This window comes from Pseudomonas sp. CFBP 8758, assembly GCF_014841725.1.
Lineage (GTDB): Bacteria > Pseudomonadota > Gammaproteobacteria > Pseudomonadales > Pseudomonadaceae > Aquipseudomonas > Aquipseudomonas baltica.
On the sequence record NZ_JACYUK010000004.1, the window covers coordinates 466,873 to 487,286 of the forward strand.

Genomic DNA, 20,414 nt, shown 5'->3' on the forward strand with positions numbered 1-20,414 from the left:
GGTCTGTCTCATCTTAAAGAGCCAGGCCGCCTGCAGGCGGCCTCTGCGGATAATGGATCACGAACATCGAGACTACAGGTCACGGGCAGGCCGATGCATCGGCACCGCCGCAACCCTTGCAGCCTGTCTTTATTCGGAGGGCACGTATTCTACAACTTCCAGATCGAATCCGGATATCGCATTGAACTTCATTGGCGAGCTGAGCAGGCGCATCTTGCGCACGCCCAGGTCGCGCAGGATCTGCGAACCGGCGCCGACGATACTGTAGGTGGTCGGGGTTTTCACCGCGGCCTGCCCGGCACTTTCCCGCAGATGCGCCAACAGCACGTCGCCGTCCTGCTGGTGACCGAGCAACAGCACCACGCCACTGCCGGCCTCGGCAACCGCGCTCATCGCCGCGCGCAGGCTCCAGCGGCCCGGTTGCTTGACCATCAACAGGTCGCGCAGCGGGTCCATGTTATGCACCCGCACCAGGGTCGGCTGGTCCGCCACCACTGTGCCCAGGGTCAGCGCCATGTGCACGTCGCCTTCGACCGAATCACGATAGGTCACCAGGTTGAACTGGCCCAGTTCGCTGTCCAGCGGCTGCTCGGCAATCCGCTGAACGGTACGTTCATGGATCATCCGATAGTGGATCAGATCGGCAATGGTGCCGATCTTGATGTCATGCTGGGCCGCGAACACTTCCAGTTCGGCACGGCGCGACATGGTGCCGTCGTCGTTCATCACCTCGCAGATCACCCCGCTGGGCTCGAAGCCGGCCATGCGTGCCAGGTCGCACGCAGCCTCGGTGTGGCCCGCGCGGGCCAGCGTGCCGCCCGCCTGGGCCATCAACGGGAAGATGTGCCCAGGGCTGACGATGTCCTCGGCGCGCGCATCGGCCGCAGCCGCGGCCTGCACCGTGCGGGCGCGGTCGGCGGCGGAGATGCCGGTGGTCACGCCGGTGGCCGCTTCGATGGACACGGTGAACTTGGTACCGAAGCCCGACCCGTTGCGCGGCGCCATCAGCGGCAGCTTGAGCGTCTCGCAGCGCTCGCGGGTCATCGGCATGCAGATCAGGCCACGCGCGTGGCGGGCCATGAAGTTGATGTGCTCGGCCTTGCAGCATTCGGCGGCCATGATCAGGTCGCCTTCGTTTTCGCGGTCTTCGTCATCCATCAGGATGACCATCTTGCCCTGGCGGATATCTTCCACCAGCTCTTCGATCGTGTTGAGCGCCACGCGGCACCCCCTTGTGTTCAGAACAGCGCGCTGTTCAGGATTTCAGGTAGCCGTTGGCCGCCAGGAAGCTTTCGCTGATGGCACCCTGGCTCGGCTCGCTGGCCTTGTCGCCCAGCAGCAGACGCTCCAAGTAGCGCGCCAGCAGATCGACCTCGAGGTTGACCAGGCGACCTGGACGGTAGTCGTCCATGATGGTTTCGCTCAGCGTGTGCGGAATGATCGTCAATGCGAACTCGGCGCCATCCACGGCGTTCACCGTCAGGCTGGTGCCGTCGACGGTGATCGAACCCTTGTGGGCGATGTACTTGGCCAACTCTTTCGGCGCGCGGATACGGAATTCCACGGCGCGGGCGTTTTCCTGGCGTGAAACCACCTCGCCGACGCCATCGACATGGCCGCTGACCAGGTGCCCACCCAAACGCGTGGTGGGGGTCAGGGCCTTTTCCAGGTTGACCCGGCTGCCGTTCTTGAGCTGGTGGAAAGCGGTGCAGTCCAGGGTTTCGCGGCTGACGTCGGCGACGAAGCCGTTGCCCGGCAGTTCGACGGCCGTGAGGCAGACGCCATTGATGGCAATGCTGTCGCCGAGTTTGACATCGCCCAGGTCGAGCTTGCCGGTGTCGACGTGTACGCGCACGTCACCGCCCTTGGGGGTCAACGCACGGATGCTGCCGATGGATTCGATGATGCCGGTGAACATGAGTCCTCCTCGAGAACAAGGCTGGCGCGAGGCGCAAGCCGGAAATTATACGCGCTTTGCCGGGGCCGTAGCGGGATGTAGCGCAAGGGTCGGGACGGCGATCACGCGCCAGTCGTCGCCCACCGCCGTCATGTCGATGATCTGCAACTGCGCCGATTCGCTCATGTGCGTCAGTGGCCAGTCGAGCAACGGCCGCGCCGTGGAGCCCATGAACTTGGCGGCAATGAATATCTGATACTCGTCCACCAGGCCTTGGCGGGCGAAGGCCCCTGCCAGGCTCGCTCCGGCTTCCACCAGGACTTCGTTGAGGCCTCGGCGCGCCAACTCGCCGCACAGAGCCGGCAGATCGACTCGCCCATCCCTGCCCGGCAGGCTCAGCAGTTCGTGACCGGCCTGAACGTATTCGGGGTGATCCGTTGCGTCTGCGCAGGTCACGACCAGCGCCGGCCCGGCCTGGAAGAACGGCGCATCCAGCGGCACCCGCAGGCGGCCGTCGATCAGAATGCGCAATGGCACGCGGCGCGTTGCCAGCTCGGTATCCTCGGCATCCAGCCCCAACTCGGTGGCGCGCACGGTCATCCGCGCACCGTCGGCAATCACGCTGTCGGCGCCGGTCAGTACGGCGCTGGATTGCGCCCGCAGGCGCTGCACTGCCGAACGCGCGGCAGGCCCGGTGATCCACTGGCTCTCGCCGCTGGCCATGGCCGTGCGCCCGTCCAAACTCATGGCCAGTTTTACCCGAACGTAGGGCTGGCCGTGTTCCATGCGTTTGAGAAATCCGGGGTTCAGTGCCCGGGCCTCGGCGGTAAGCAGCGGGCACGTGACGGCGATGCCCGCTTGTCGCAGGCGCTCAAGGCCCTGTCCGGCCACCTGCGGATTGGGGTCCTGCATGGCCACCACCACCCGCGCCACGCCGGCTTCGACCAACGCCTCGGCGCATGGCGGCGTACGCCCGTAGTGGCTGCACGGCTCGAGTGTTACATAGGCCGTGGCGCCCCGCGCGCGGGTGCCGGCCTGGCGCAGAGCGTGCACCTCGGCATGGGGGCCGCCGGCCTGGACGTGCCAACCTTCGCCGACCGTTTCACCGTCACGCACGATCACGCAACCCACGCGCGGGTTGGGATGAGTGGAATACACGCCTTTGCGCGCCAACTCCAACGCGCGGGCCATGTGCCGGGTATCACTGGCCGTCGGGTCGGGCATGCTCATCATTCCTTGGCCGGCTCGCGCGCCAAGCGGTCGATTTCCTCGCGAAACTCGTCCAGGTCCTGGAAGCGCCGGTACACCGAAGCAAAACGGATGTAAGCCACTTCATCGAGCTTTTGCAGCTCGGTCATGACCCACTCGCCGACGACCAGCGACTTGACCTCGCGTTCGCCCGTGGCGCGCAACTGATGCTTGATATGCACCAGCGCCGCCTCGAGGCGCTCGACACTGACAGGGCGTTTTTCCAGCGCTCGCTGCATGCCCGCGCGCAGTTTTTCTTCGTCGAAAGGCTGGCGGCTGCCGTCTTGCTTGATCAGTCGCGGGAGCACCAGTTCGGCGGTTTCGAAGGTGGTGAAACGCTCACCGCAAGCCAGGCACTCACGGCGCCGGCGTACTTGCTCGCCCTCGGCGACCAGTCGTGAGTCGATGACCTTGGTGTCGTTGGCACCGCAGAAGGGACAGTGCATGGTGGCAGGCAACAAAAAAAGGGAGGGCCATGGTAGCGCATCCCACTGGCAAGACAAGCCCGGGGCTTTGCGGTATACAGACGGCTCTACTTTCGTTGGGTTTCGAAATGCCGTCCAAGTCGCTCGTTCTGCTCGCTCTCTTCAGCCTGCTCGCCGCCTGCAGCAGTGATGCGCCCAAGCCCGTGGCCAGCGCTACCCCACCGCCAACGGCAGCGCCCGTCATCAAGGCGCCCGTGGAACTGGGGCCGTTGCCGGCCTACCAGCGCCAGCTCAGCGGCAACCTGCTCGGCGTACCCGCCGGCGCCGAAGTCGAGATGGCCCTGCTGGTGATCGATTCCCGGGCGCGCCCGCAGAAACTGCTGGCCAGCGCCAAGCAGCGGGGCACCGGCCAACCCCTGCCCTTCCAGCTGCGCTTTGCCGCCGAAGCCTTCCCGGCCGGTTCGCGGGTCGAGCTGCGCGCCCGCGCCAGTCAGTCGGGGCAGTTGATCCTGCACCTGCCTGCCGTGCAGATCAACCAGCCCGCCACTCAGCTGCTGGGCAACCTGGAAATGATCAAGGCCCCCTGAAACGCTCGGGCAACGCCCACCATCCGGCCAAACGAGCGGCGGTGGTGGGCCCGATTCGAATCCCTTATAGTCCACCGAACCGCAGATCCGCGAGATTCACATGAGTCAAGAAACCCCGTATATCTTCGACGTGACCACAGCCGATTTCGATCAGGCCGTCATCCAGAACTCCTACATCAAACCCGTGCTGGTGGATTTCTGGGCCGAGTGGTGCGCCCCCTGCAAAGTGCTGATGCCTTTGCTGCAACAGATTGCCGAGGGCTACGCAGGCGAGCTGATTCTGGCCAAGGTCGACTGCGACGCCGAACCCGACATCGTCGGCCGCTTCGGCATTCGCAGCCTGCCCACCGTGGTGTTGTTCAAGGATGGTCAGCCTGTCGACGGCTTCGCCGGTGCGCAGCCGGAATCGGCCATCCGCGCCCTGCTCGAGCCCCATGTGCAGATGCCACCGCCGGCGGCCGCCGACCCACTGGAACTGGCGCAGGCCCTGTTCAACGAGAGCCGCTTCGGCGAAGCCGAGCAGACCCTCAAAGGGCTGCTGGCCGAGGACAATGCCAACCCTGGCGCGCTGATCCTGTTCGCCCGCTGCCTGGCCGAGCGCGGCGAGCTGGACGAAGCGCAACAGGTACTCGATGCCGTCAGTGGTGACGAGCACAAGGCTGCGTTGGCCGGGGCCAAGGCGCAACTGACCTTCCTGCGTCAGGCGGCGGCCTTGCCCGATGCTGCCGACCTCAAGGCACGCCTGGCCCGTGACCCTGGCGACGACGAAGCGGCGTATCAGCTGTGCGTCCAGCAGCTGTCACGGCAGCATTACGAAGCAGCACTGGACGGACTGCTACAGCTGTTCATGCGCAATCGCAGTTACAGCGAAGGGCTGCCGCACAAGACGTTGCTGCAGGTGTTCGAACTGCTCGGCAACGATCACCCGCTGGTGACCAGCTACCGCCGCAAGCTGTTCGCCGCGCTGTACTGACGGACTGCCGGGCACGCGGTGCTTTCGGCTAGCCGCCAACCCAGCAATAGACCGGCGCATCCGCGCCGGCTTCTACTCTCACCTGCGGGCAATGGCGCAAGCGCACCAGCATTCGCTTGCCAGCCGCCACGTCACCGACCAGCCCCTGCACCTGATCCAGCAATGCCGGACCGTCGATACGACCTGCCTGCTCCAGCAGATGGAGAACGCTGCGCCAGGCGCCATCGTCCTGGGCCTTGGCCTTGCCTGGCGCGGGCGCCGCTGCCGACGTCAGCACAGCCTCGGACGCTGTCGCGAATGGGCCAGCGAGGTGCGCCCAGTCCTCAGCGTCCATGTCTATGGCCAGGTCCACCGGCAGGTTGCCTACGGTGCCTTTGATTCTGATCATGCGGATGCCCTTCCATAACGAGGCCTCGTTGTAGCAGCGCCTCGCGGGTGAAGCAATCCCGGCTTCGACTTCAAGCCCTCTGCACGCATTGCCTGAACCGAACATGAATCTTTACAGACACATGGCAACCCAATGTAAATTTGTTATAACATTGCATTTCCATATCGCTCACGAGATTCCCCAATGCGCCGTCTCATGCTTGCCCTGCCCTTCGCTCTGCTGCCCTTCGTCGCCCATGCCCACGAGGAGGGCCACGAGCATGAGCATGAGCATGAGCATGAGCACGGCAGCCTCGGCGCCCACGAACACGGTGTGGCACGATTGGACGCCGCCCTGGATGGCCAATCCCTCGAACTGGAACTGCAAAGCCCGGCCATGAACCTGGTGGGCTTCGAGCATGCCGCCAGCAGCGATGCCGACAAGGCCAAGGTCGCCGCGGCACGCAAGACCCTCGAGCAACCCCTGGCCCTGTTCGGCCTGCCCGCCGCAGCCAACTGCAAAGTCGCCGAGCAGAAGCTGGAAAGCCCGTTGTTCGGCGACAAGCCTGCCCACGAGCACGACGCCGCAGAAACCAAGCAAGGTGAAGAGCATCACCACGAGCACAGCGAGATTCATGCGCACTACCACTTCACCTGCGCGTCGCCACAGGCCCTGGAACACCTGGACCTGGCGCGCTTGTTCAGCACCTTCCCCGCCACCCAGAAAATTCAGGTACAACTGATCGGCCCGTCCGGCCAGCAGGGTACGGACCTCACCCCCAAGCAAAGCAGCCTGAAATTCTGACCCATGAGCGATGCATTGATCGAGCTGGCCGAACTGGGCTTTGCCTGGCCTGGCCAAGCGATGTTGCTGGACATTCCCGCGTTCCGTCTGGAGCGTGGGGAAACCCTGTTCCTGAAGGGCCCCAGCGGCAGTGGCAAGACCACCCTGCTGGGCCTGCTCGGCGGCGTGCACACGCCGCAGCATGGCAGCGTTCACTTGCTCGGGCAGAACCTGAGCGAGTTGAGCTTTGCCGCCCGTGACCGGTTTCGCGTCGAACACACGGGCTACATCTTCCAGCAATTCAACCTGCTGCCGTTCCTGTCGGTGCGTGAGAACGTGGAGCTGCCCTGCCGCTTCTCCCGCCGCCGCACCGCTCGCGCCGTGCAGCGCCATGGCAGTGTTGCCCAGGCGGCCACGCAACTGCTGGCACACCTTGGCCTGACCGATCCGGCCCTGCTCCAACGCCGTGCCGACACCCTCTCCATCGGTCAGCAGCAACGCGTGGCGGCTGCGCGCGCGCTGATCGGCCAGCCCGAACTGGTGATCGCCGACGAGCCGACCTCGGCGTTGGACAGCGACGCCCGTGAAGCCTTTATCCAACTGCTGTTCGCCGAATGTCGCGCCGCCGGCTCGAGCCTGCTGTTCGTCAGTCACGATCAAAGCCTGGCGCCTCTGTTCGACCGCCACCTGTCCCTGGCCGAACTCAATCACGCAGCACGCCCTGCCTCACCCGAGGTGTCTTGATGTACCTGCTTCGTCTTGCCCTGGCCAGCCTGGCCAACCGCCGCTTCACCGCGTTCCTGACCGCCTTCGCCATTGCCCTGTCGGTGTGCCTGCTGCTGGCCGTGGAACGTGTGCGCCACGAAGCCCGTGCCAGCTTCGCCAGCACGGTCAGCGGTACCGACCTGATCGTCGGCGCCCGCTCCGGCTCGGTCAACCTGCTGCTTTACTCGGTGTTCCGCATCGGCAACGCCACCAACAACATCCGCTGGGACAGTTTCGAGCATTACGCGAACAACCCGCAGGTCAAGTGGGCCATCCCCATCTCGCTGGGTGACTCGCACCGCGGCTACCGGGTCATGGGCACCAACCAGAGCTATTTCGAACACTATCAGTACGGCCGCCGGCAGTCGCTGCAGGTGGTGCAGGGCCGTGCCTTCCAGACCGACCCGTTCGAGGTGGTGCTTGGCGCGCAGGTCGCCGATGCCCTGCATTACAAGCTGGGCGACAAACTGGTGCTGGCCCACGGCGTGGCGGCAATCAGCCTGGTCAAGCACGACGACAAGCCGTTCACCGTCGTCGGCATCCTCGCCCGCACCGGTACGCCGGTCGATCGCACGCTGCACATCAGCCTGGGCGGCATGGAAGCGATCCATGTCGACTGGAAGAATGGCGTCCCGGCGCGCGGCGCCGGACGCATAAGCGCCGACCAGGCGCGCAACATGGACCTCACACCCAGCGCCATCACCGCGTTCATGGTCGGCCTGAACAGCAAGATCGCCACCTTCGCCCTGCAACGCGACATCAACGACTTTCGCGGCGAACCGTTGATGGCGATCCTGCCCGGCGTGGCCCTGCAGGAGCTGTGGAGCCTGATGGGTACCGCAGAACAAGCGTTGTTCGTGATCTCCGTATTCGTCGTGCTGACCGGCCTGATCGGCATGCTCACGGCCATCGTCACCAGCCTCAACGAACGCCGCCGCGAGATGGCCATCCTGCGCTCGGTCGGCGCTCGTCCCTGGCACATCGCCGGCCTGCTGATTCTCGAAGCCTTCGCCCTGGCACTGGTCGGAATCCTCGCGGGCATGGCATTGTTGTACCTGGGCATTGCCTGCGCGCAGGGCTACGTGCAGTCCAACTACGGCCTGTATCTGCCGCTGAGCCTGCCCAGCGCCTATGAGTGGTCGCTGCTGGGGATCATCCTCGCAGCCGCGGTGGTCATGGGCGCGATCCCGGCCTGGCGCGCCTACCGGCAATCTCTGGCCGACGGCCTGTCGATCCACCTGTGAGGATTTCACCTATGTTGCGCGCGGTAATGGCCCTGTTGCTGCTGACCAGCATGTCGCTGTCCGCAGCCGAGCTCAAGGAAGTCAGCTGGGAGGCGCTTATCCCGCCGGATGCGCCCAAGCTGACCCCGCAGATGACGCCCATGCACGACCTGGCGCAAATGGGCACCGCGCTGGCCGAAGCCGGCCCTGCAGCCCACCAGCAAGCGCCCGATGCGCCAGTCGTGCAAGCCCTGGACGGTCAGCGATTGCGCATCCCCGGCTACATCGTGCCGCTGGAGGTCAACGAGGCCGGTCGGACCACCGAGTTTCTCCTGGTGCCCTATTTCGGCGCCTGCATCCATGTACCACCGCCGCCGTCCAACCAGATCGTGCACGTCACCAGCGCCGTCGGGGTCAAGGTCGAGGAGCTCTACCAGCCCTACTGGATCGAGGGACCGATGCAGGTCAAGGCCAGCACCAGCGACCTGGCCCAGGCCGGCTACCAGATGGCTGCGGCGAAGATCTATGCCTACGAACTTCCCGACTGAGCCAATGACTTTTCATTGAGCCAGATCAAAAAACCGCAGCGACGCACTGACTACCATTGGGCGAATGTCCTTCGCATTCCCCAATGGAGCCCCCATGAACAAGTCCTTGCTTGGCGCCTCACTGATTGCCCTGGCGCTGGCAACCTCACAGGCACAGGCCCACCAGGCCGGCGACATGATCATTCGCGCCGGCGCCGCCACCACCGCGCCCAATGAAGACAGCGGCCAGCTCAAGCTGGACGGCGCCAAGATCGCAGGCACCAAAGCCACCCTCGACAGCGACACGCAGCTGGGCCTGGCCTTCGCCTACATGCTCACCGACCACGTCGGCATCGAGCTGCTGGCGGCCACTCCATTCCAGCACACCGTAGGCGTGCGCGGAATCAGCGCCGCCACCGGTATCGGCGGGCTCGATGGCAAGCTGGCGGACGTCAAACAACTGCCTCCCACCCTGTCATTGCAGTACTACCCGTTGGCGCCAACGTCGCGCTTCCAGCCGTACGCCGGCGTCGGCATCAACTACACCCTGTTCTACGACGAAGACCTGAGTGGCCCGCGCAAGCAGCAGGGCTTCGACAACCTGAAGATCCAGGACTCGGTCGGCATAGCCGGGCAATTGGGTTTCGACTACATGTTGGGCGAGCACATGATGCTCAATGCGTCGGTCTGGTACGTCGACATCGACACCAAGGCCAGCGTCGACGGCCCCACGGCGCTAGGCGTCGGCCGCACCAAAGTCGACCTGGAAGTCGATCCGTGGGTGTACATGGTGGGTGTGGGCTACAAGTTCTAGGCAACGATCCTGCCGCCAGCCCTGCCCCATCGGTGCGGCAACGGGCTGGCGACAGTGGGCGGTTACAGCGCCAGGAGGCGCCGCAACCCTTCTTCCAGCGGCGTCACCGGGCCCAGTTCGAAGCGTTCCAGCAGCAAGGCGTTATCGGCGCGCGAGTGACGGATATCGCCCGCACGCGCCGGGCCGTGGCTCACCGCCGGCAAACCGCCCAGCACTGCGCCCAGCCCCGCCAGCAGCTGATTGAGCGACGTCGCCTGGTTCAGCCCTACGTTCACCGGCCCCGGTTGCACGGTGGCCTGCTGCAACCCCTGCATCAGCAAGGTCACCAGGTCACCGACATAGAAGAAGTCACGGGTCTGTTCGCCATCGCCGAACAGGCTGATCGGCTGCCCACGCTGGGCGCGCTCGCTGAAAATACTGATGACGCCCGAATACGGCGAGGACGGATCCTGCCTCGGCCCGTAGATATTGAAGAAGCGAAACACCACCGGCTCCAGCCCATGCTCGCGGTGGTAGAAGTCCAGATAGTACTCACTGGCCAGCTTGTCCGATGCATAGGGCGTCAAAGGTGCCTTGGGTGTGTTCTCGCCGACCGCCTCACCTTCGCCATTGTTGCCATACACCGCGGCACTGGAAGCGAACAGCACACGCTTGACCCCCGCCAGACGCATCGCTTCGCACAGGTTCAAGGTGCCGATGAAGTTGCTCTGGTGAGTCTTCACCGGATCGTCCACGGAAGCCTGCACCGAAGCGACCGCGGCCAGGTGCACCACCGCTTTGCAGCCGCCTACCACCTGTGCCAACAGGCGTGCGTCGGCGACATCGCCTTCGATCAGCTCCAGCCTGGGGTTTTCCATCGGCAGGTTGCTGCGCTTGCCTGTGGACAAGTCGTCGAGCACCCGCACCGAGTGACCTTCGGCCAGCAACGCATCGACCAGATGGGAGCCAATGAAACCGGCACCGCCGGTGATCAGAATGGGTGTATCAGCCATGTCGGTAGTATCTGTCCAGAAGGCTCGGCAGCCCCGAACGCCAGGCGCGCGGCTTGATACCGAAGGTGTGCAGGATTTTCTTGCAGGCCAGCACGGCGTGCTGCGGTTCTTCCCCGGCATCGGGCCGCGCGGCGTGGGCCTGCGCGGTGGGCGCATCGATCGCCAGTGCGTGCATCGTCCTGGCTTCGCTGATGATCGCCTGGCCAAGGGCCAAGGCAGTGGTCGCCTCGTTGCCGGCATAGTGGTAGGTGCCCCACAGCGGCGCCTCGCAGTCCAGCTGCTTGAGCACCGAGAGGATCACCCGCGCGGCATCATCCACCGGGGTCGGATTGCCGCGCCGGTCATCGGCCAGCGGCAGCGGTTGCGGCAGCTCGGCGCGCTGCAGGTAGCGCCCCAGCACGCCGTCGGCGCTGTCGTCCAGCAGCCAGCCGAACCGCAACAGCACGTGCCGCGGGCAGGCCGCGCGCACGCTCTGCTCGATGCGCCACAGCGCCTGGCCTCGAAGCCCGAGTGGCACCGGCTCGTCCTTTTCGCTGTAGGCAGTGGCCCGCGAGCCATCGAACACGCGATAGCTGGAAGGCTGCAAAAGCACGATCTGGTGCTGCTGGCAGCGTTCGGCCAGGCGCTCCACCGCGATTTCTTGTTGGTCCAGGCGCGCCTGGCTCACTGCATCGGCCTGAAACCAGTCGAAGTAGTACGCCAGATTGATCAGCGCATCGGGGCGGGTTTCATCGAGCAGGTCGGTGAGGCTCGCCCCGTCCCAACCGTTTTCCGGCGGCCGCGGGGCCAGGAAGCCGATGCCCTCTTCCGCTCCGAGGCGAATCAGCGCTTGTCCTAGGGCATTCCCACCGCCCAACAGCATAAGGCGCATTCGCATAGAGTCAGCAGGTCCGTTCAAATTGGCAGTTCAGATTAACCGCAGGCGCGTGGTCGACGACAAAACCTTCGCCCGCACTCGAATCGAACAGCCATTTTGCGTTTTTCTGACGCTGACGTCACGTGCTATCAAAAACAGGGTTTCGTGACAGCGCCGCAGCCTCAGCCCGGCACGGCCTGCGCAGGCAATCGATGCCCCAGTAAACGACGCCCCAACTTTTGCCCGTTGACCTCGATCAGGTGGTAGGTGATGAAGGAAATCCCGGTCACGGCCAGCAAGACCAGACCCACCATCAGGTTGTTGAGCCACGGATAACCGCTGTCCAGATAACGGAAATCTCCGAACACCGGCGCCAGCGGCAAGCCGGTCTTCTTCTCCAACACCATGAACAGCAGGATCAACACACTCAAAATGATCACATGGGTCAGGTAGATCGAGTAAGAAAGTCGCCCCAGCAGCTCGAACACACGCGTCTTCAGCACGTTGGAAACGATCCCGGCATCGAACGCATACAACGTCACCGTCAGACAGAACAGAGCGCTGGCCAGCACGGCCTTGTTCGGAGCGTCGCTGCTCAGGGTCCACACAATCAAACCACCCGCCAGAATCTCCAGCAGCGATGCGACGCCAAACCCCGGCTGCACCCGCTGGCGCAACGCCTCGAACACCTTGTAGCACAACGCGCCAGCGAAGAAGCAGGCCAGCCCCTTGTAGGCCAGCGCGGTGAACGGCCCTGCCCCGCTGTACAGCATCGCCATGGAGACGATGACGATCCCGGCCCAGACCAGCACCCGACGCGCCGACGTGCACAGCACCACCGCGGCGAAAATCAAATACATGTAGTACTCGATGCTGATGCTCCAGGACGGATAGTTGAACGACATGTTTTCCGTCCACGGCGTCCACGCCTGGATCAACAGCAAGTTGGGCACGATCTGCGAAGGCGCATACATACCGGTGAACGGCTCCTTGTTGAAGTTGACCCCCTGCTGCGCGGCGCCCCACTTCACGAACTCGAAGACGATGAACACGCCCAGCAAACAGACATGCAAGGGCGCCAGACGAAAGGTACGCAGAATGAAGAACCGCCGCAGCTCCAGATCGTGCCGCGTGCCGTAGGCATGGGTGATCACGAAGCCGCTGAGCACGAAGAAGAAATCCACGAACAAATCGGCACTGCGAAAGAACGCCAGCTCCGTCACACTGCCGACCACGTGCAGGTGATACAGCACGACGGCCAACGCGCAGATACCGCGAAGACTGTCGAGCGCGTGAAAGCGTTGACCTGAAGCCATGACGTGATTCCGTTCGAAGGGTGTATCGGCTGCAGGCAGTGCGCTCCAGGTAACGAAGCGTGGGCAACAGGGCCGCGAAGTTGGAAAAATCTTAGTGAAGCGGCGGGGCCAGGGCAAGGTAATACGCGATGCATATATTTATATTTTGCCGCTGTGAAAACAGCTGAAAAACTGGCGTCAAAGCCGCTTTGCAAGGCCTGTTCGAAGCAGCACCCTCGCCTGCTTTTTGGCGAGCGGCAAAAAGCCCCGGTGCCGGGTGGCAGCGGGGCTTTTTCAGGTCATACGGGCAGTGCAGCTATACTCTAGAACGGAATATCATCATCAAAGCTGTCAAAATCCGGAGCCGGCTGCTGCGCTGGCTGCTGCTGCGCAGGCGGAGCCGAACGCTGCTGCGGCGCGGACTGCTGCGGGCGCGGCGCCTGCTGACGCGGAGCCGGTGCCGACTGCTGGTAGTTGTTGCCACCGCCGCCCTGCTGGTCGTTGTTCTGCGGACGGCCGCCCAACAGCTGCATGGTGCCCTGCATGTCGACGATGATCTCGGTGGTGTAGCGCTTGATACCGTCCTTTTCCCACTCGCGGGTCTGCAGCTTGCCTTCGATGTACACCTGCGAGCCCTTGCGCAGGTACTCACCGGCGATCTCCGCAACCTTGCCGAACATCGACACACGGTGCCACTCGGTACGCTCGACCTTCTGGCCGCTCTGCTTGTCGGTCCACTGCTCGCTGGTGGCCAGGCTCAGGTTGGTGACCGCATTGCCGTTGGGCAGGAAACGGACCTCAGGATCCTGACCGCAAGTACCCACCAGAATGACTTTGTTAACCCCACGGGCCATAACGTTCTCCTAGGCTTCGCACGCTGTCGGCGCTGGGTTGACCAGGCGCTCGAGGGCGGTGCGATCCAAAATTTCTTTGTCCAATTTGATATAGATGGCGGCCTCTTCTGCCACCACCACCGCATCTGTTACACCGGGCACGGCTTTCAACCGCTCGGCCAATCCCGTCTCGCGCATCGCTTGGGGCGAAAGCGGCAAGCGCAGACTGGTCACGTAGGGTGGTTCGCGCATAGTAACAGCTATGGCCAGCCACAGGGCGCACAGCGCCGCGCATCCGATGAAGACCACACCCAGGCCACCCTGCTGAAACAACCAACCGCCAAGGATGCCACCCATGGCCGACCCCAGGAACTGGCTGGTGGAATACACCCCCATGGCCGTGCCCTTGCCGCCGGCTGGCGAAACCTTGCTGATCAACGAAGGCAGCGACGCCTCCAGCAGGTTGAACGCCGTGAAGAACACCACCGTGCCAATGACCAGCGCCCTCAGGCTGTCGCCGAACGCCCAGAAGAACACCTCCACCAGCATCAGGGTCGCCACCGCGCCCAGCAGAACACGCTTCATCTTGCGCTTCTTTTCGCCGTAGATGATGAACGGAATCATTGCGAAAAAAGATACGACCAGGGCGGTCAGGTACACCCACCAATGCTGCTCCTTGGGCAACCCGGCGCGCTCCACCAATGCCAGTGGCAAGGCGACGAAGCTTGCCATCAGGATCGAGTGAAGCACGAAGATGCCGAGGTCCAGGCGCAGCAGATCGGGGTGCTTGAGGGTGGCCAGCATCTCGCTGCGGGTCACGCCCGACTCACGATGAAGGGTATGTGCCGTCGCCTTGGGCACCACGAAGGCCACCAGCGCGATGCCAACCAACGCCAGCCCGCCGGTCGCCAGGAACAGGCCATGCAGGCCGAAGGCGCGAGTCAGCAGTGGCCCAACCACCATCGCCACCGCGAACGACACGCCAATGCTCATGCCGATCATGGCCATCGCCTTGGTGCGGTTCTGTTCGCGGGTCAGGTCCGATAGCAGGGCCATGACCGCTGCCGATATCGCCCCGGCGCCCTGCAGAACGCGTCCAGCGATCACACCCCAGATGGAATCGGACTGGGCCGCGACCACGCTGCCAATGGCGAAGATCACCAGGCCGCCGTAGATCACCGGACGACGGCCGATCCGGTCGGAGATGACCCCGAAAGGGATCTGCAGGAATGCCTGGGTCAGGCCATAGGCGCCGATCGCCAGACCGATCAGGGCCGGAGTGGCGCCCGCCAGGTCCATGCCATAGGTCGCCAGCACTGGCAGGACCATGAACATGCCCAGCATGCGGAAAGCGAACACCAGGGCCAACCCGCTGGCTGCGCGGGTTTCACCGCTGCTCATGCGTTCGCTGTGGGGATCGTGCATGGATAAACCTCGTGTGAACCGGTGACGATTCTACCAGTCCCACCCAGTAACGGCACAGACGGCGACGCTATGACGCGCCTTCTTCATCTTTGCGCGCACTCACCGTGCCGTGCCATTGACAAGCCCCGTATACTCACCTGTTTACGCCCGCCGCGCGAGGCCGCCTTGGACAAGATTCTGGTACGTGGGGCTCGAACCCACAATTTGAAAAACATCGACCTGACCCTGCCCCGTGACAAACTGATCGTGATCACCGGGCTGTCGGGTTCAGGCAAATCCTCCCTGGCTTTCGACACCCTCTACGCCGAAGGCCAACGCCGCTACGTCGAATCGCTGTCGGCCTATGCCCGGCAATTCCTGTCGATGATGGAAAAGCCCGACGTCGACACCATCGAAGGTCTGTCGCCGGCCATCTCCATCGAGCAGAAGTCGACATCGCACAACCCGCGCTCCACCGTCGGCACCATTACCGAGATCTACGACTACCTGCGTCTGCTGTACGCCCGCGTGGGCACGCCGCGCTGCCCGGATCACGACATTCCGCTGGAGGCCCAGACCGTCAGCCAGATGGTCGACCTCGTCCTGGCGCAGCCCGAAGGCGCCCGCCTCATGCTGCTGGCCCCGGTCATCCGCGAACGCAAAGGCGAGCACCTGGCCATTTTCGAAGAGCTGCGCGCCCAGGGTTTCGTCCGTGCGCGCATCAACGGCAAGCTCTACGAAATGGACGAGCTGCCCAAGCTCGACAAGCAGAAGAAGCACACCATCGAAGTGGTGGTGGACCGCTTCAAGGTCCGTGCCGACCTGCAACAGCGTCTGGCCGAATCGTTCGAGACGGCGTTGAAGCTGGCCGATGGCATCGCCCTGGTGGCGTCGATGGACGACGAACCGTTCGAAGAGATCATCTTCTCCGCACGCTTTGCCTGCCCGATCTGCGGCCACGCAATCAGCGAACTGGAACCCAAGCTGTTCTCCTTCAACAACCCGGCCGGCGCCTGCCCGACCTGCGATGGCCTGGGCGTGAAGCAGTTTTTCGACAACAAGCGCTTGGTGAATGGCGAATTGACCCTGGCCGAGGGCGCGATCCGCGGCTGGGACCGGCGCAACGTCTACTATTTCCAGATGCTCGGTTCGCTCGCCAGCCATTATCAGTTCAGCCTGGACGTGCCGTTCAACGAGCTGCCGGCCGACCAGCAGAAAGTCATCCTCACCGGCAGCGGCACGCACAACGTCGACTTCCGCTACCTGAATGACCGGGGCGATATCGTCAAACGTTCGCACCCGTTCGAAGGCATCGTGCCCAACCTCGAACGCCGCTACCGCGAAACCGAGTCGGCCAGCGTCCGTGAAGAACTCGCCAAGTTCCTCAGCACCCAGCCCTGCCCGGACTGCCGCGGCACGCGTCTGCGCCGCGAGGCTCGGCATGTATGGGTAGGCGAGAAAACCCTGCCCGCCGTCACCGGCCTGCCGATCGGCGACGCCACCGAGTACTTCGGCACGCTGGCCCTGACCGGACGCAAGGGCGAAATTGCCGACAAGATCCTCAAGGAAATCCGCGAGCGCCTGCAGTTTCTGGTCAACGTCGGCCTGGACTACCTGACCCTGGACCGCAGTGCCGACACGCTGTCCGGCGGCGAAGCCCAGCGCATCCGTCTGGCCAGCCAGATCGGTGCGGGCCTGGTCGGCGTGATGTACATCCTCGACGAGCCCTCCATCGGCTTGCACCAGCGGGACAATGATCGCCTGTTGGGCACCCTCAAGCACCTGCGCGACATCGGCAATACCGTCATCGTCGTCGAGCATGACGAAGACGCCATCCGCCTCGCCGACTACGTTGTGGACATCGGCCCCGGCGCCGGCGTGCATGGCGGCCATATCGTCGCCCAGGGCACCGCGCAGGAGGTCATGGACCATCCCGACTCGCTGACCGGCAAGTACCTGTCCGGCCGCGTGAAGATCGCCGTGCCAGTCAAGCGTACGCCGCGCAACAAAAAGCTGGCCCTGACGCTCAAGGGCGCCCGCGGCAACAATCTGCGCAATGTCGATCTGGAGATCCCGATCGGCTTGCTGACCTGCGTCACCGGCGTTTCCGGCTCGGGCAAGTCGACCCTGATCAACAACACCCTGTTCCCGCTCAGCGCCACCGCTCTCAACGGGGCAACCACGCTGGAAGCCTCGGCGCATGACAGCATCAATGGCTTGCAGCACCTGGACAAAGTGGTCGACATCGACCAGAGCCCGATCGGACGCACGCCGCGCTCGAACCCTGCCACCTATACCGGATTGTTCACCCCAATCCGCGAACTGTTCGCTGGGGTGCCGGAATCGCGCTCACGCGGTTATGGCCCGGGCCGGTTCTCGTTCAACGTCAAGGGCGGTCGCTGCGAGGCCTGCCAGGGTGACGGCTTGATCAAGGTAGAGATGCACTTCCTGCCCGACATCTATGTGCCCTGCGATGTCTGCAAGAGCAAGCGCTACAACCGCGAAACCCTGGAGATCAAGTACAAGGGCAAGAACATCCACGAGACCCTCGAGATGACCATCGAGGAGGCGCGCGAGTTCTTCGATGCGGTACCGGCACTGGCGCGCAAGCTGCAGACGCTCATGGATGTCGGCCTGTCCTACATCAAGCTGGGGCAGTCGGCGACCACCTTGTCCGGCGGTGAAGCACAGCGGGTCAAGCTGTCACGCGAGCTGTCCAAGCGCGACACCGGCAAGACCCTCTACATCCTCGACGAACCCACCACTGGCCTGCACTTCGCCGATATCCAGCAACTGCTTGACGTGCTGCATCGCCTGCGCGACCACGGCAACACCGTGGTGGTGATCGAGCACAACCTCGATGTCATCAAGACTGCAGACTGGCTGGTCGACCTGGGCCCGGAGGGCGGCTCCAAAGGCGGCCAGATCATCGCCGTCGGCACACCGGAGCAGGTTGCGGACATGAAGCAGTCCTACACCGGTCACTACCTCAAACCGCTGCTCGAACGCGACAAAGCCTGAAACTAAAAAGCCCCGCACAAGCGGGGCTTTTTAGTTTCAGACAAAACGCCATCCCTGTAGCAGCGGCGCAAGCCGCGTCAACATTCACCGCAGCAACCGTGAATCACCCGCGCCCCTGTAGCAGAGGCGCAAGCCGCGTCGGCGGCCAGCACCATAACCCTGCAGAATCACCGTGCATCCTGCCTGGCCTTGAACCACTGCTCCGATGAGATCAGAACTGCGACTGCAGGTAATTCTCCAAGCCAATGGACTTGATCAAACCCTGCTGCTTCTCCAGCCAGTACGTATGATCTTCCTCGGTATCCGCCAACTGCACCCGCAGTATGTCGCGAGTCACGAAGTCGCTGTGTCGTTCGCACAACTCGATACCCTTGCACAAGGCCGCACGCACCTTGTATTCCAGACGCAGATCTGCGGCGATCATGCTCGGGACATCCGTACCGACTTCAAGGTCGTCCGGACGCATGCGCGGCGTACCTTCGAGCATCAGGATGCGACGCATCAAGGCGTCGGCATGACCTGCTTCTTCTTCCATCTCATGATTGATGCGCTCGAAGAGCTTGGCGAAGCCCCAGTCCTCGTACATCCGCGAGTGGATGAAATACTGATCACGGGCAGCCAGCTCGCCTGTGAGCAAAGTATTGAGGTAATCGATTACGTCCGGGTGGCCTTGCATCGCCGTATATCTCCTAGCAGAAAGGCATAGTTTGAACCAAGGTCGCGGATACGTCACGGCCCGCGGTGCAGAAATACGCTAAAAAGCAGAGAAAATGTGACGAAATAAAGCGAAAAACCGCCCAGATGAGGGCGGTTCTTCTTATCACTTAGGTTCAGCCCAGTTGGATGCCCAATGCCTTGGCGATCCCATTACCGTAGGCTTCGTCCGCACGGTAGAAGTGCTGCAACTGGCGCTCCACCACATCCGCGCTGACACCCATCATCGCGCCAGCGATGTTGTCGATGAGCAGAGTCTGCTGCTCGGCATTCATCAAACGAAAAAGAGCGCCGGCCTGGCTGTAGTAATCCGCATCCACGCGATGATCGAAGCGATCAGCATCACCGTGCAAGGCCGAGGCCGGCTCGCGATACTGAGGCGCCTGCTTGGGTGCATCGGTGTAGCTGTTGGGCTCGTAGTTAGGAGCAGCACCGCCATTGCTGCCAAAGGCCATCGAACCGTCGCGCTGGTACGAGTGAACCGGGCTGCGGGGTGCGTTCACCGGCAACTGCTGATGATTGGTCCCGACGCGATAGCGGTGGGCATCGGCATAGGCGAACACACGGCCTTGCAGCATGCGGTCGGGCGACAGCCCTACGCCGGGCACCATGTTGCTCGGGCCAAAGGTCGCCTGCTCTACTTCGGCAAAATAGTTCAGCGGATTGCGGTTCAGTTCCAGCATGCCCACTTCGATCAACGGAAACTCCTTCTGCGACCAGGTCTTGGTCACGTCGAACGGGTTTTCGTAATGAAGGTTCGCCTGATCCTCACTCATGATCTGCATGCATACCCGCCACTTGGGGAAATCCCCACGCTCGATTGCATCGAACAGATCGCGCTGTGCGTAATCCGGGTCGGTGCCGGCGATACGCGCCGCGTCGGCTGGAGCAAGGTTCTTGATGCCCTGAGCCGTCTTGTAGTGCCACTTGACCCAGTGACGCTCACCCTTTGCATTGATCAGGCTGTAGGTGTGGCTACCGAAGCCGTGCATGTGACGATAGCCGTCCGGAATGCCGCGGTCCGAGAACAGAATGGTCACCTGGTGCAACGCTTCGGGCGAATGGGACCAGAAGTCCCACATCATCTGCGCGCTCTTAAGGTTGCTTTGAGGCAAACGCTTCTGGGTGTGGATGAAATCGGGAAACTTCATCGGGTCGCGAATGAAGAACACAGGCGTGTTGTTGCCAACGATGTCCCAGTTGCCTTCCTCGGTGTAGAACTTGAGGGCGAAACCTCGCGGATCGCGCTCGGTATCGGCTGAGCCGCGCTCGCCACCCACAGTGGAAAATCGCAGGAAGGTTTCGGTCTGCTTGCCTACGGTACTGAACAGCTTGGCACTGGAGTATTCCGATATGTCACGGCTTACCGTAAAGGTGCCGTATGCGCCTGAGCCCTTTGCATGAACACGACGCTCGGGAATATTCTCGCGGTTGAAATGCGCAAGCTTCTCGATCAGATGGAAATCGTCCAGCAGCAAGGGACCACGCGGCCCCGCAGAACGGGAATTCTGATTGTCGGCGACCGGTGCGCCGCTAGCGGTGGTGAGGATCTTGCTCTGGCTCATGGACGATGTTCCTTGGTAAGGCTTGCTGTGTAGGCGCCGACTTCAGCGGCTTGGAGCAAGTATCCAAAAAACACCCTCATTCGACTAATGGGCAAATCTTCTTTGCCTGATAGATTTTGACTAAT

The 20,414-nt window shown here is 63.1% G+C and carries 20 protein-coding genes; 8 read left to right on the forward strand and 12 right to left on the reverse strand.

Going from position 1 to position 20,414, the window contains the following annotated elements:
• Positions 1–129: 129 nt before the first annotated feature.
• The 4 genes from ribBA to nrdR are packed head-to-tail and all read right to left on the reverse strand — an operon-like array spanning position 130 to position 3,591.
• Positions 130–1,221, reverse strand: coding sequence for a bifunctional 3,4-dihydroxy-2-butanone-4-phosphate synthase/GTP cyclohydrolase II (ribBA, locus tag IFT75_RS11570; protein WP_192054891.1), 1,092 nt, complete (start codon positions 1,219–1,221; stop codon positions 130–132).
• Positions 1,222–1,255: 34 nt separating this feature from the next.
• A complete protein-coding gene (locus IFT75_RS11575; RefSeq protein ID WP_122475606.1) occupies positions 1,256–1,918 on the reverse strand; it encodes a riboflavin synthase in 663 nt (220 codons plus the stop codon).
• A 45-nt stretch (positions 1,919–1,963) separates the two neighbouring features.
• Positions 1,964–3,121 carry a bifunctional diaminohydroxyphosphoribosylaminopyrimidine deaminase/5-amino-6-(5-phosphoribosylamino)uracil reductase RibD gene (ribD, locus tag IFT75_RS11580; protein WP_192054893.1) on the reverse strand — a complete coding sequence of 386 codons (1,158 nt, stop codon included), beginning with the start codon at positions 3,119–3,121 and terminating at the stop codon, positions 1,964–1,966.
• Positions 3,122–3,126: 5 nt separating this feature from the next.
• Positions 3,127–3,591 (reverse strand): transcriptional regulator NrdR, encoded by a 465-nt coding sequence (gene nrdR / locus IFT75_RS11585; RefSeq protein ID WP_161804299.1) that lies wholly within the window; start codon positions 3,589–3,591, stop codon positions 3,127–3,129.
• Between the two features lie 107 nt (positions 3,592–3,698).
• On the opposite strand from nrdR, the gene IFT75_RS11590 reads away from it, so the two are divergent.
• Positions 3,699–4,157 carry a YbaY family lipoprotein gene (locus IFT75_RS11590; protein WP_192054895.1) on the forward strand — a complete coding sequence of 153 codons (459 nt, stop codon included), beginning with the start codon at positions 3,699–3,701 and terminating at the stop codon, positions 4,155–4,157.
• Between the two features lie 100 nt (positions 4,158–4,257).
• A complete protein-coding gene (trxA, locus tag IFT75_RS11595; RefSeq protein ID WP_192054897.1) occupies positions 4,258–5,130 on the forward strand; it encodes a thioredoxin in 873 nt (290 codons plus the stop codon).
• A gap of 28 nt (positions 5,131–5,158) precedes the next feature.
• Here the strand turns inward: trxA and IFT75_RS11600 are convergent, their stop codons facing one another.
• Positions 5,159–5,518 carry a hypothetical protein gene (locus IFT75_RS11600; protein WP_192054899.1) on the reverse strand — a complete coding sequence of 120 codons (360 nt, stop codon included), beginning with the start codon at positions 5,516–5,518 and terminating at the stop codon, positions 5,159–5,161.
• A 183-nt stretch (positions 5,519–5,701) separates the two neighbouring features.
• Here IFT75_RS11600 and IFT75_RS11605 point away from each other — a divergent pair, with 183 nt between their 5' ends.
• The 5 genes from IFT75_RS11605 to IFT75_RS11625 all read left to right on the forward strand — a co-directional run bounded on the left by IFT75_RS11605 (position 5,702) and on the right by IFT75_RS11625 (position 9,609).
• A complete protein-coding gene (locus tag IFT75_RS11605) occupies positions 5,702–6,301 on the forward strand; it encodes a DUF2796 domain-containing protein (protein WP_192054901.1) in 600 nt (199 codons plus the stop codon).
• 3 nt (positions 6,302–6,304) lie between these two features.
• Positions 6,305–7,024: an ABC transporter ATP-binding protein gene (locus IFT75_RS11610; protein WP_122475615.1), complete on the forward strand. Its 720-nt coding sequence runs from the start codon at positions 6,305–6,307 to the stop codon at positions 7,022–7,024.
• Positions 7,024–8,289, forward strand: a complete 1,266-nt coding sequence (locus tag IFT75_RS11615; protein WP_122475617.1) for an ABC transporter permease — start codon at positions 7,024–7,026, stop codon at positions 8,287–8,289. The genes IFT75_RS11610 and IFT75_RS11615 overlap by 1 nt, the downstream gene beginning before the upstream one ends.
• An 11-nt stretch (positions 8,290–8,300) precedes the next feature.
• Complete coding sequence (locus tag IFT75_RS11620) at positions 8,301–8,816, forward strand: DUF3299 domain-containing protein (RefSeq protein ID WP_192054902.1); 516 nt, start codon at positions 8,301–8,303, stop codon at positions 8,814–8,816.
• Positions 8,817–8,910: 94 nt separating this feature from the next.
• On the forward strand, positions 8,911–9,609 hold the full coding sequence (locus IFT75_RS11625) for an OmpW/AlkL family protein (protein WP_192054904.1): 699 nt from the start codon (positions 8,911–8,913) through the stop codon (positions 9,607–9,609).
• A gap of 62 nt (positions 9,610–9,671) precedes the next feature.
• Here IFT75_RS11625 and IFT75_RS11630 read toward each other — a convergent pair whose 3' ends face one another.
• The 5 genes from IFT75_RS11630 to IFT75_RS11650 all read right to left on the reverse strand — a co-directional run bounded on the left by IFT75_RS11630 (position 9,672) and on the right by IFT75_RS11650 (position 15,010).
• Positions 9,672–10,601 carry an NAD-dependent epimerase/dehydratase family protein gene (locus IFT75_RS11630; protein ID WP_192054906.1) on the reverse strand — a complete coding sequence of 310 codons (930 nt, stop codon included), beginning with the start codon at positions 10,599–10,601 and terminating at the stop codon, positions 9,672–9,674.
• Positions 10,594–11,478 carry a sugar nucleotide-binding protein gene (locus tag IFT75_RS11635; protein WP_122475625.1) on the reverse strand — a complete coding sequence of 295 codons (885 nt, stop codon included), beginning with the start codon at positions 11,476–11,478 and terminating at the stop codon, positions 10,594–10,596. Before IFT75_RS11635 ends, IFT75_RS11630 begins: the two co-directional genes overlap by 8 nt.
• Positions 11,479–11,639: 161 nt before the next feature.
• Positions 11,640–12,773: an acyltransferase family protein gene (locus IFT75_RS11640; RefSeq protein WP_192054908.1), complete on the reverse strand. Its 1,134-nt coding sequence runs from the start codon at positions 12,771–12,773 to the stop codon at positions 11,640–11,642.
• A gap of 302 nt (positions 12,774–13,075) precedes the next feature.
• Entirely contained in the window at positions 13,076–13,606 is a 531-nt protein-coding gene (locus IFT75_RS11645; RefSeq protein ID WP_122475629.1) for a single-stranded DNA-binding protein, read from the reverse strand.
• A 9-nt stretch (positions 13,607–13,615) separates the two neighbouring features.
• Positions 13,616–15,010, reverse strand: a complete 1,395-nt coding sequence (locus tag IFT75_RS11650; RefSeq protein ID WP_192054910.1) for an MFS transporter — start codon at positions 15,008–15,010, stop codon at positions 13,616–13,618.
• 165 nt (positions 15,011–15,175) lie between these two features.
• Between IFT75_RS11650 and uvrA the strand changes: the two genes are divergently transcribed.
• A complete protein-coding gene (gene uvrA, locus IFT75_RS11655; RefSeq protein WP_192054912.1) occupies positions 15,176–18,010 on the forward strand; it encodes an excinuclease ABC subunit UvrA in 2,835 nt (944 codons plus the stop codon).
• 211 nt (positions 18,011–18,221) lie between these two features.
• Here the strand turns inward: uvrA and bfr are convergent, their stop codons facing one another.
• Positions 18,222–18,686 carry a bacterioferritin gene (gene bfr / locus IFT75_RS11660; RefSeq protein WP_122475635.1) on the reverse strand — a complete coding sequence of 155 codons (465 nt, stop codon included), beginning with the start codon at positions 18,684–18,686 and terminating at the stop codon, positions 18,222–18,224.
• Between the two features lie 154 nt (positions 18,687–18,840).
• Positions 18,841–20,289, reverse strand: a complete 1,449-nt coding sequence (locus IFT75_RS11665; RefSeq protein ID WP_192054913.1) for a catalase — start codon at positions 20,287–20,289, stop codon at positions 18,841–18,843.
• Positions 20,290–20,414: the final 125 nt, after the last annotated feature.

Bases quoted from the DNA above. Each gene is read 5' to 3' on its own strand.
- IFT75_RS11575 (WP_122475606.1), bottom strand. From the start codon at position 1,918: ATGTTCACCGGCATCATCGAATCCATCGGCAGCATCCGTGCGTTGACC.
- ribD (WP_192054893.1), bottom strand. From the start codon at position 3,121: ATGCCCGACCCGACGGCCAGTGATACCCGGCACATGGCCCGCGCGTTG.
- nrdR (WP_161804299.1), bottom strand. From the start codon at position 3,591: ATGCACTGTCCCTTCTGCGGTGCCAACGACACCAAGGTCATCGACTCA.
- IFT75_RS11590 (WP_192054895.1), top strand. From the start codon at position 3,699: ATGCCGTCCAAGTCGCTCGTTCTGCTCGCTCTCTTCAGCCTGCTCGCC.
- trxA (WP_192054897.1), top strand. From the start codon at position 4,258: ATGAGTCAAGAAACCCCGTATATCTTCGACGTGACCACAGCCGATTTC.
- IFT75_RS11600 (WP_192054899.1), bottom strand. From the start codon at position 5,518: ATGATCAGAATCAAAGGCACCGTAGGCAACCTGCCGGTGGACCTGGCC.
- IFT75_RS11605 (WP_192054901.1), top strand. From the start codon at position 5,702: ATGCGCCGTCTCATGCTTGCCCTGCCCTTCGCTCTGCTGCCCTTCGTC.
- IFT75_RS11610 (WP_122475615.1), top strand. From the start codon at position 6,305: ATGAGCGATGCATTGATCGAGCTGGCCGAACTGGGCTTTGCCTGGCCT.
- IFT75_RS11615 (WP_122475617.1), top strand. From the start codon at position 7,024: ATGTACCTGCTTCGTCTTGCCCTGGCCAGCCTGGCCAACCGCCGCTTC.
- IFT75_RS11620 (WP_192054902.1), top strand. From the start codon at position 8,301: ATGTTGCGCGCGGTAATGGCCCTGTTGCTGCTGACCAGCATGTCGCTG.
- IFT75_RS11625 (WP_192054904.1), top strand. From the start codon at position 8,911: ATGAACAAGTCCTTGCTTGGCGCCTCACTGATTGCCCTGGCGCTGGCA.
- IFT75_RS11630 (WP_192054906.1), bottom strand. From the start codon at position 10,601: ATGGCTGATACACCCATTCTGATCACCGGCGGTGCCGGTTTCATTGGC.
- IFT75_RS11635 (WP_122475625.1), bottom strand. From the start codon at position 11,478: ATGCGAATGCGCCTTATGCTGTTGGGCGGTGGGAATGCCCTAGGACAA.
- IFT75_RS11640 (WP_192054908.1), bottom strand. From the start codon at position 12,773: ATGGCTTCAGGTCAACGCTTTCACGCGCTCGACAGTCTTCGCGGTATC.
- IFT75_RS11645 (WP_122475629.1), bottom strand. From the start codon at position 13,606: ATGGCCCGTGGGGTTAACAAAGTCATTCTGGTGGGTACTTGCGGTCAG.
- IFT75_RS11650 (WP_192054910.1), bottom strand. From the start codon at position 15,010: ATGCACGATCCCCACAGCGAACGCATGAGCAGCGGTGAAACCCGCGCA.
- bfr (WP_122475635.1), bottom strand. From the start codon at position 18,686: ATGCAAGGCCACCCGGACGTAATCGATTACCTCAATACTTTGCTCACA.
- IFT75_RS11665 (WP_192054913.1), bottom strand. From the start codon at position 20,289: ATGAGCCAGAGCAAGATCCTCACCACCGCTAGCGGCGCACCGGTCGCC.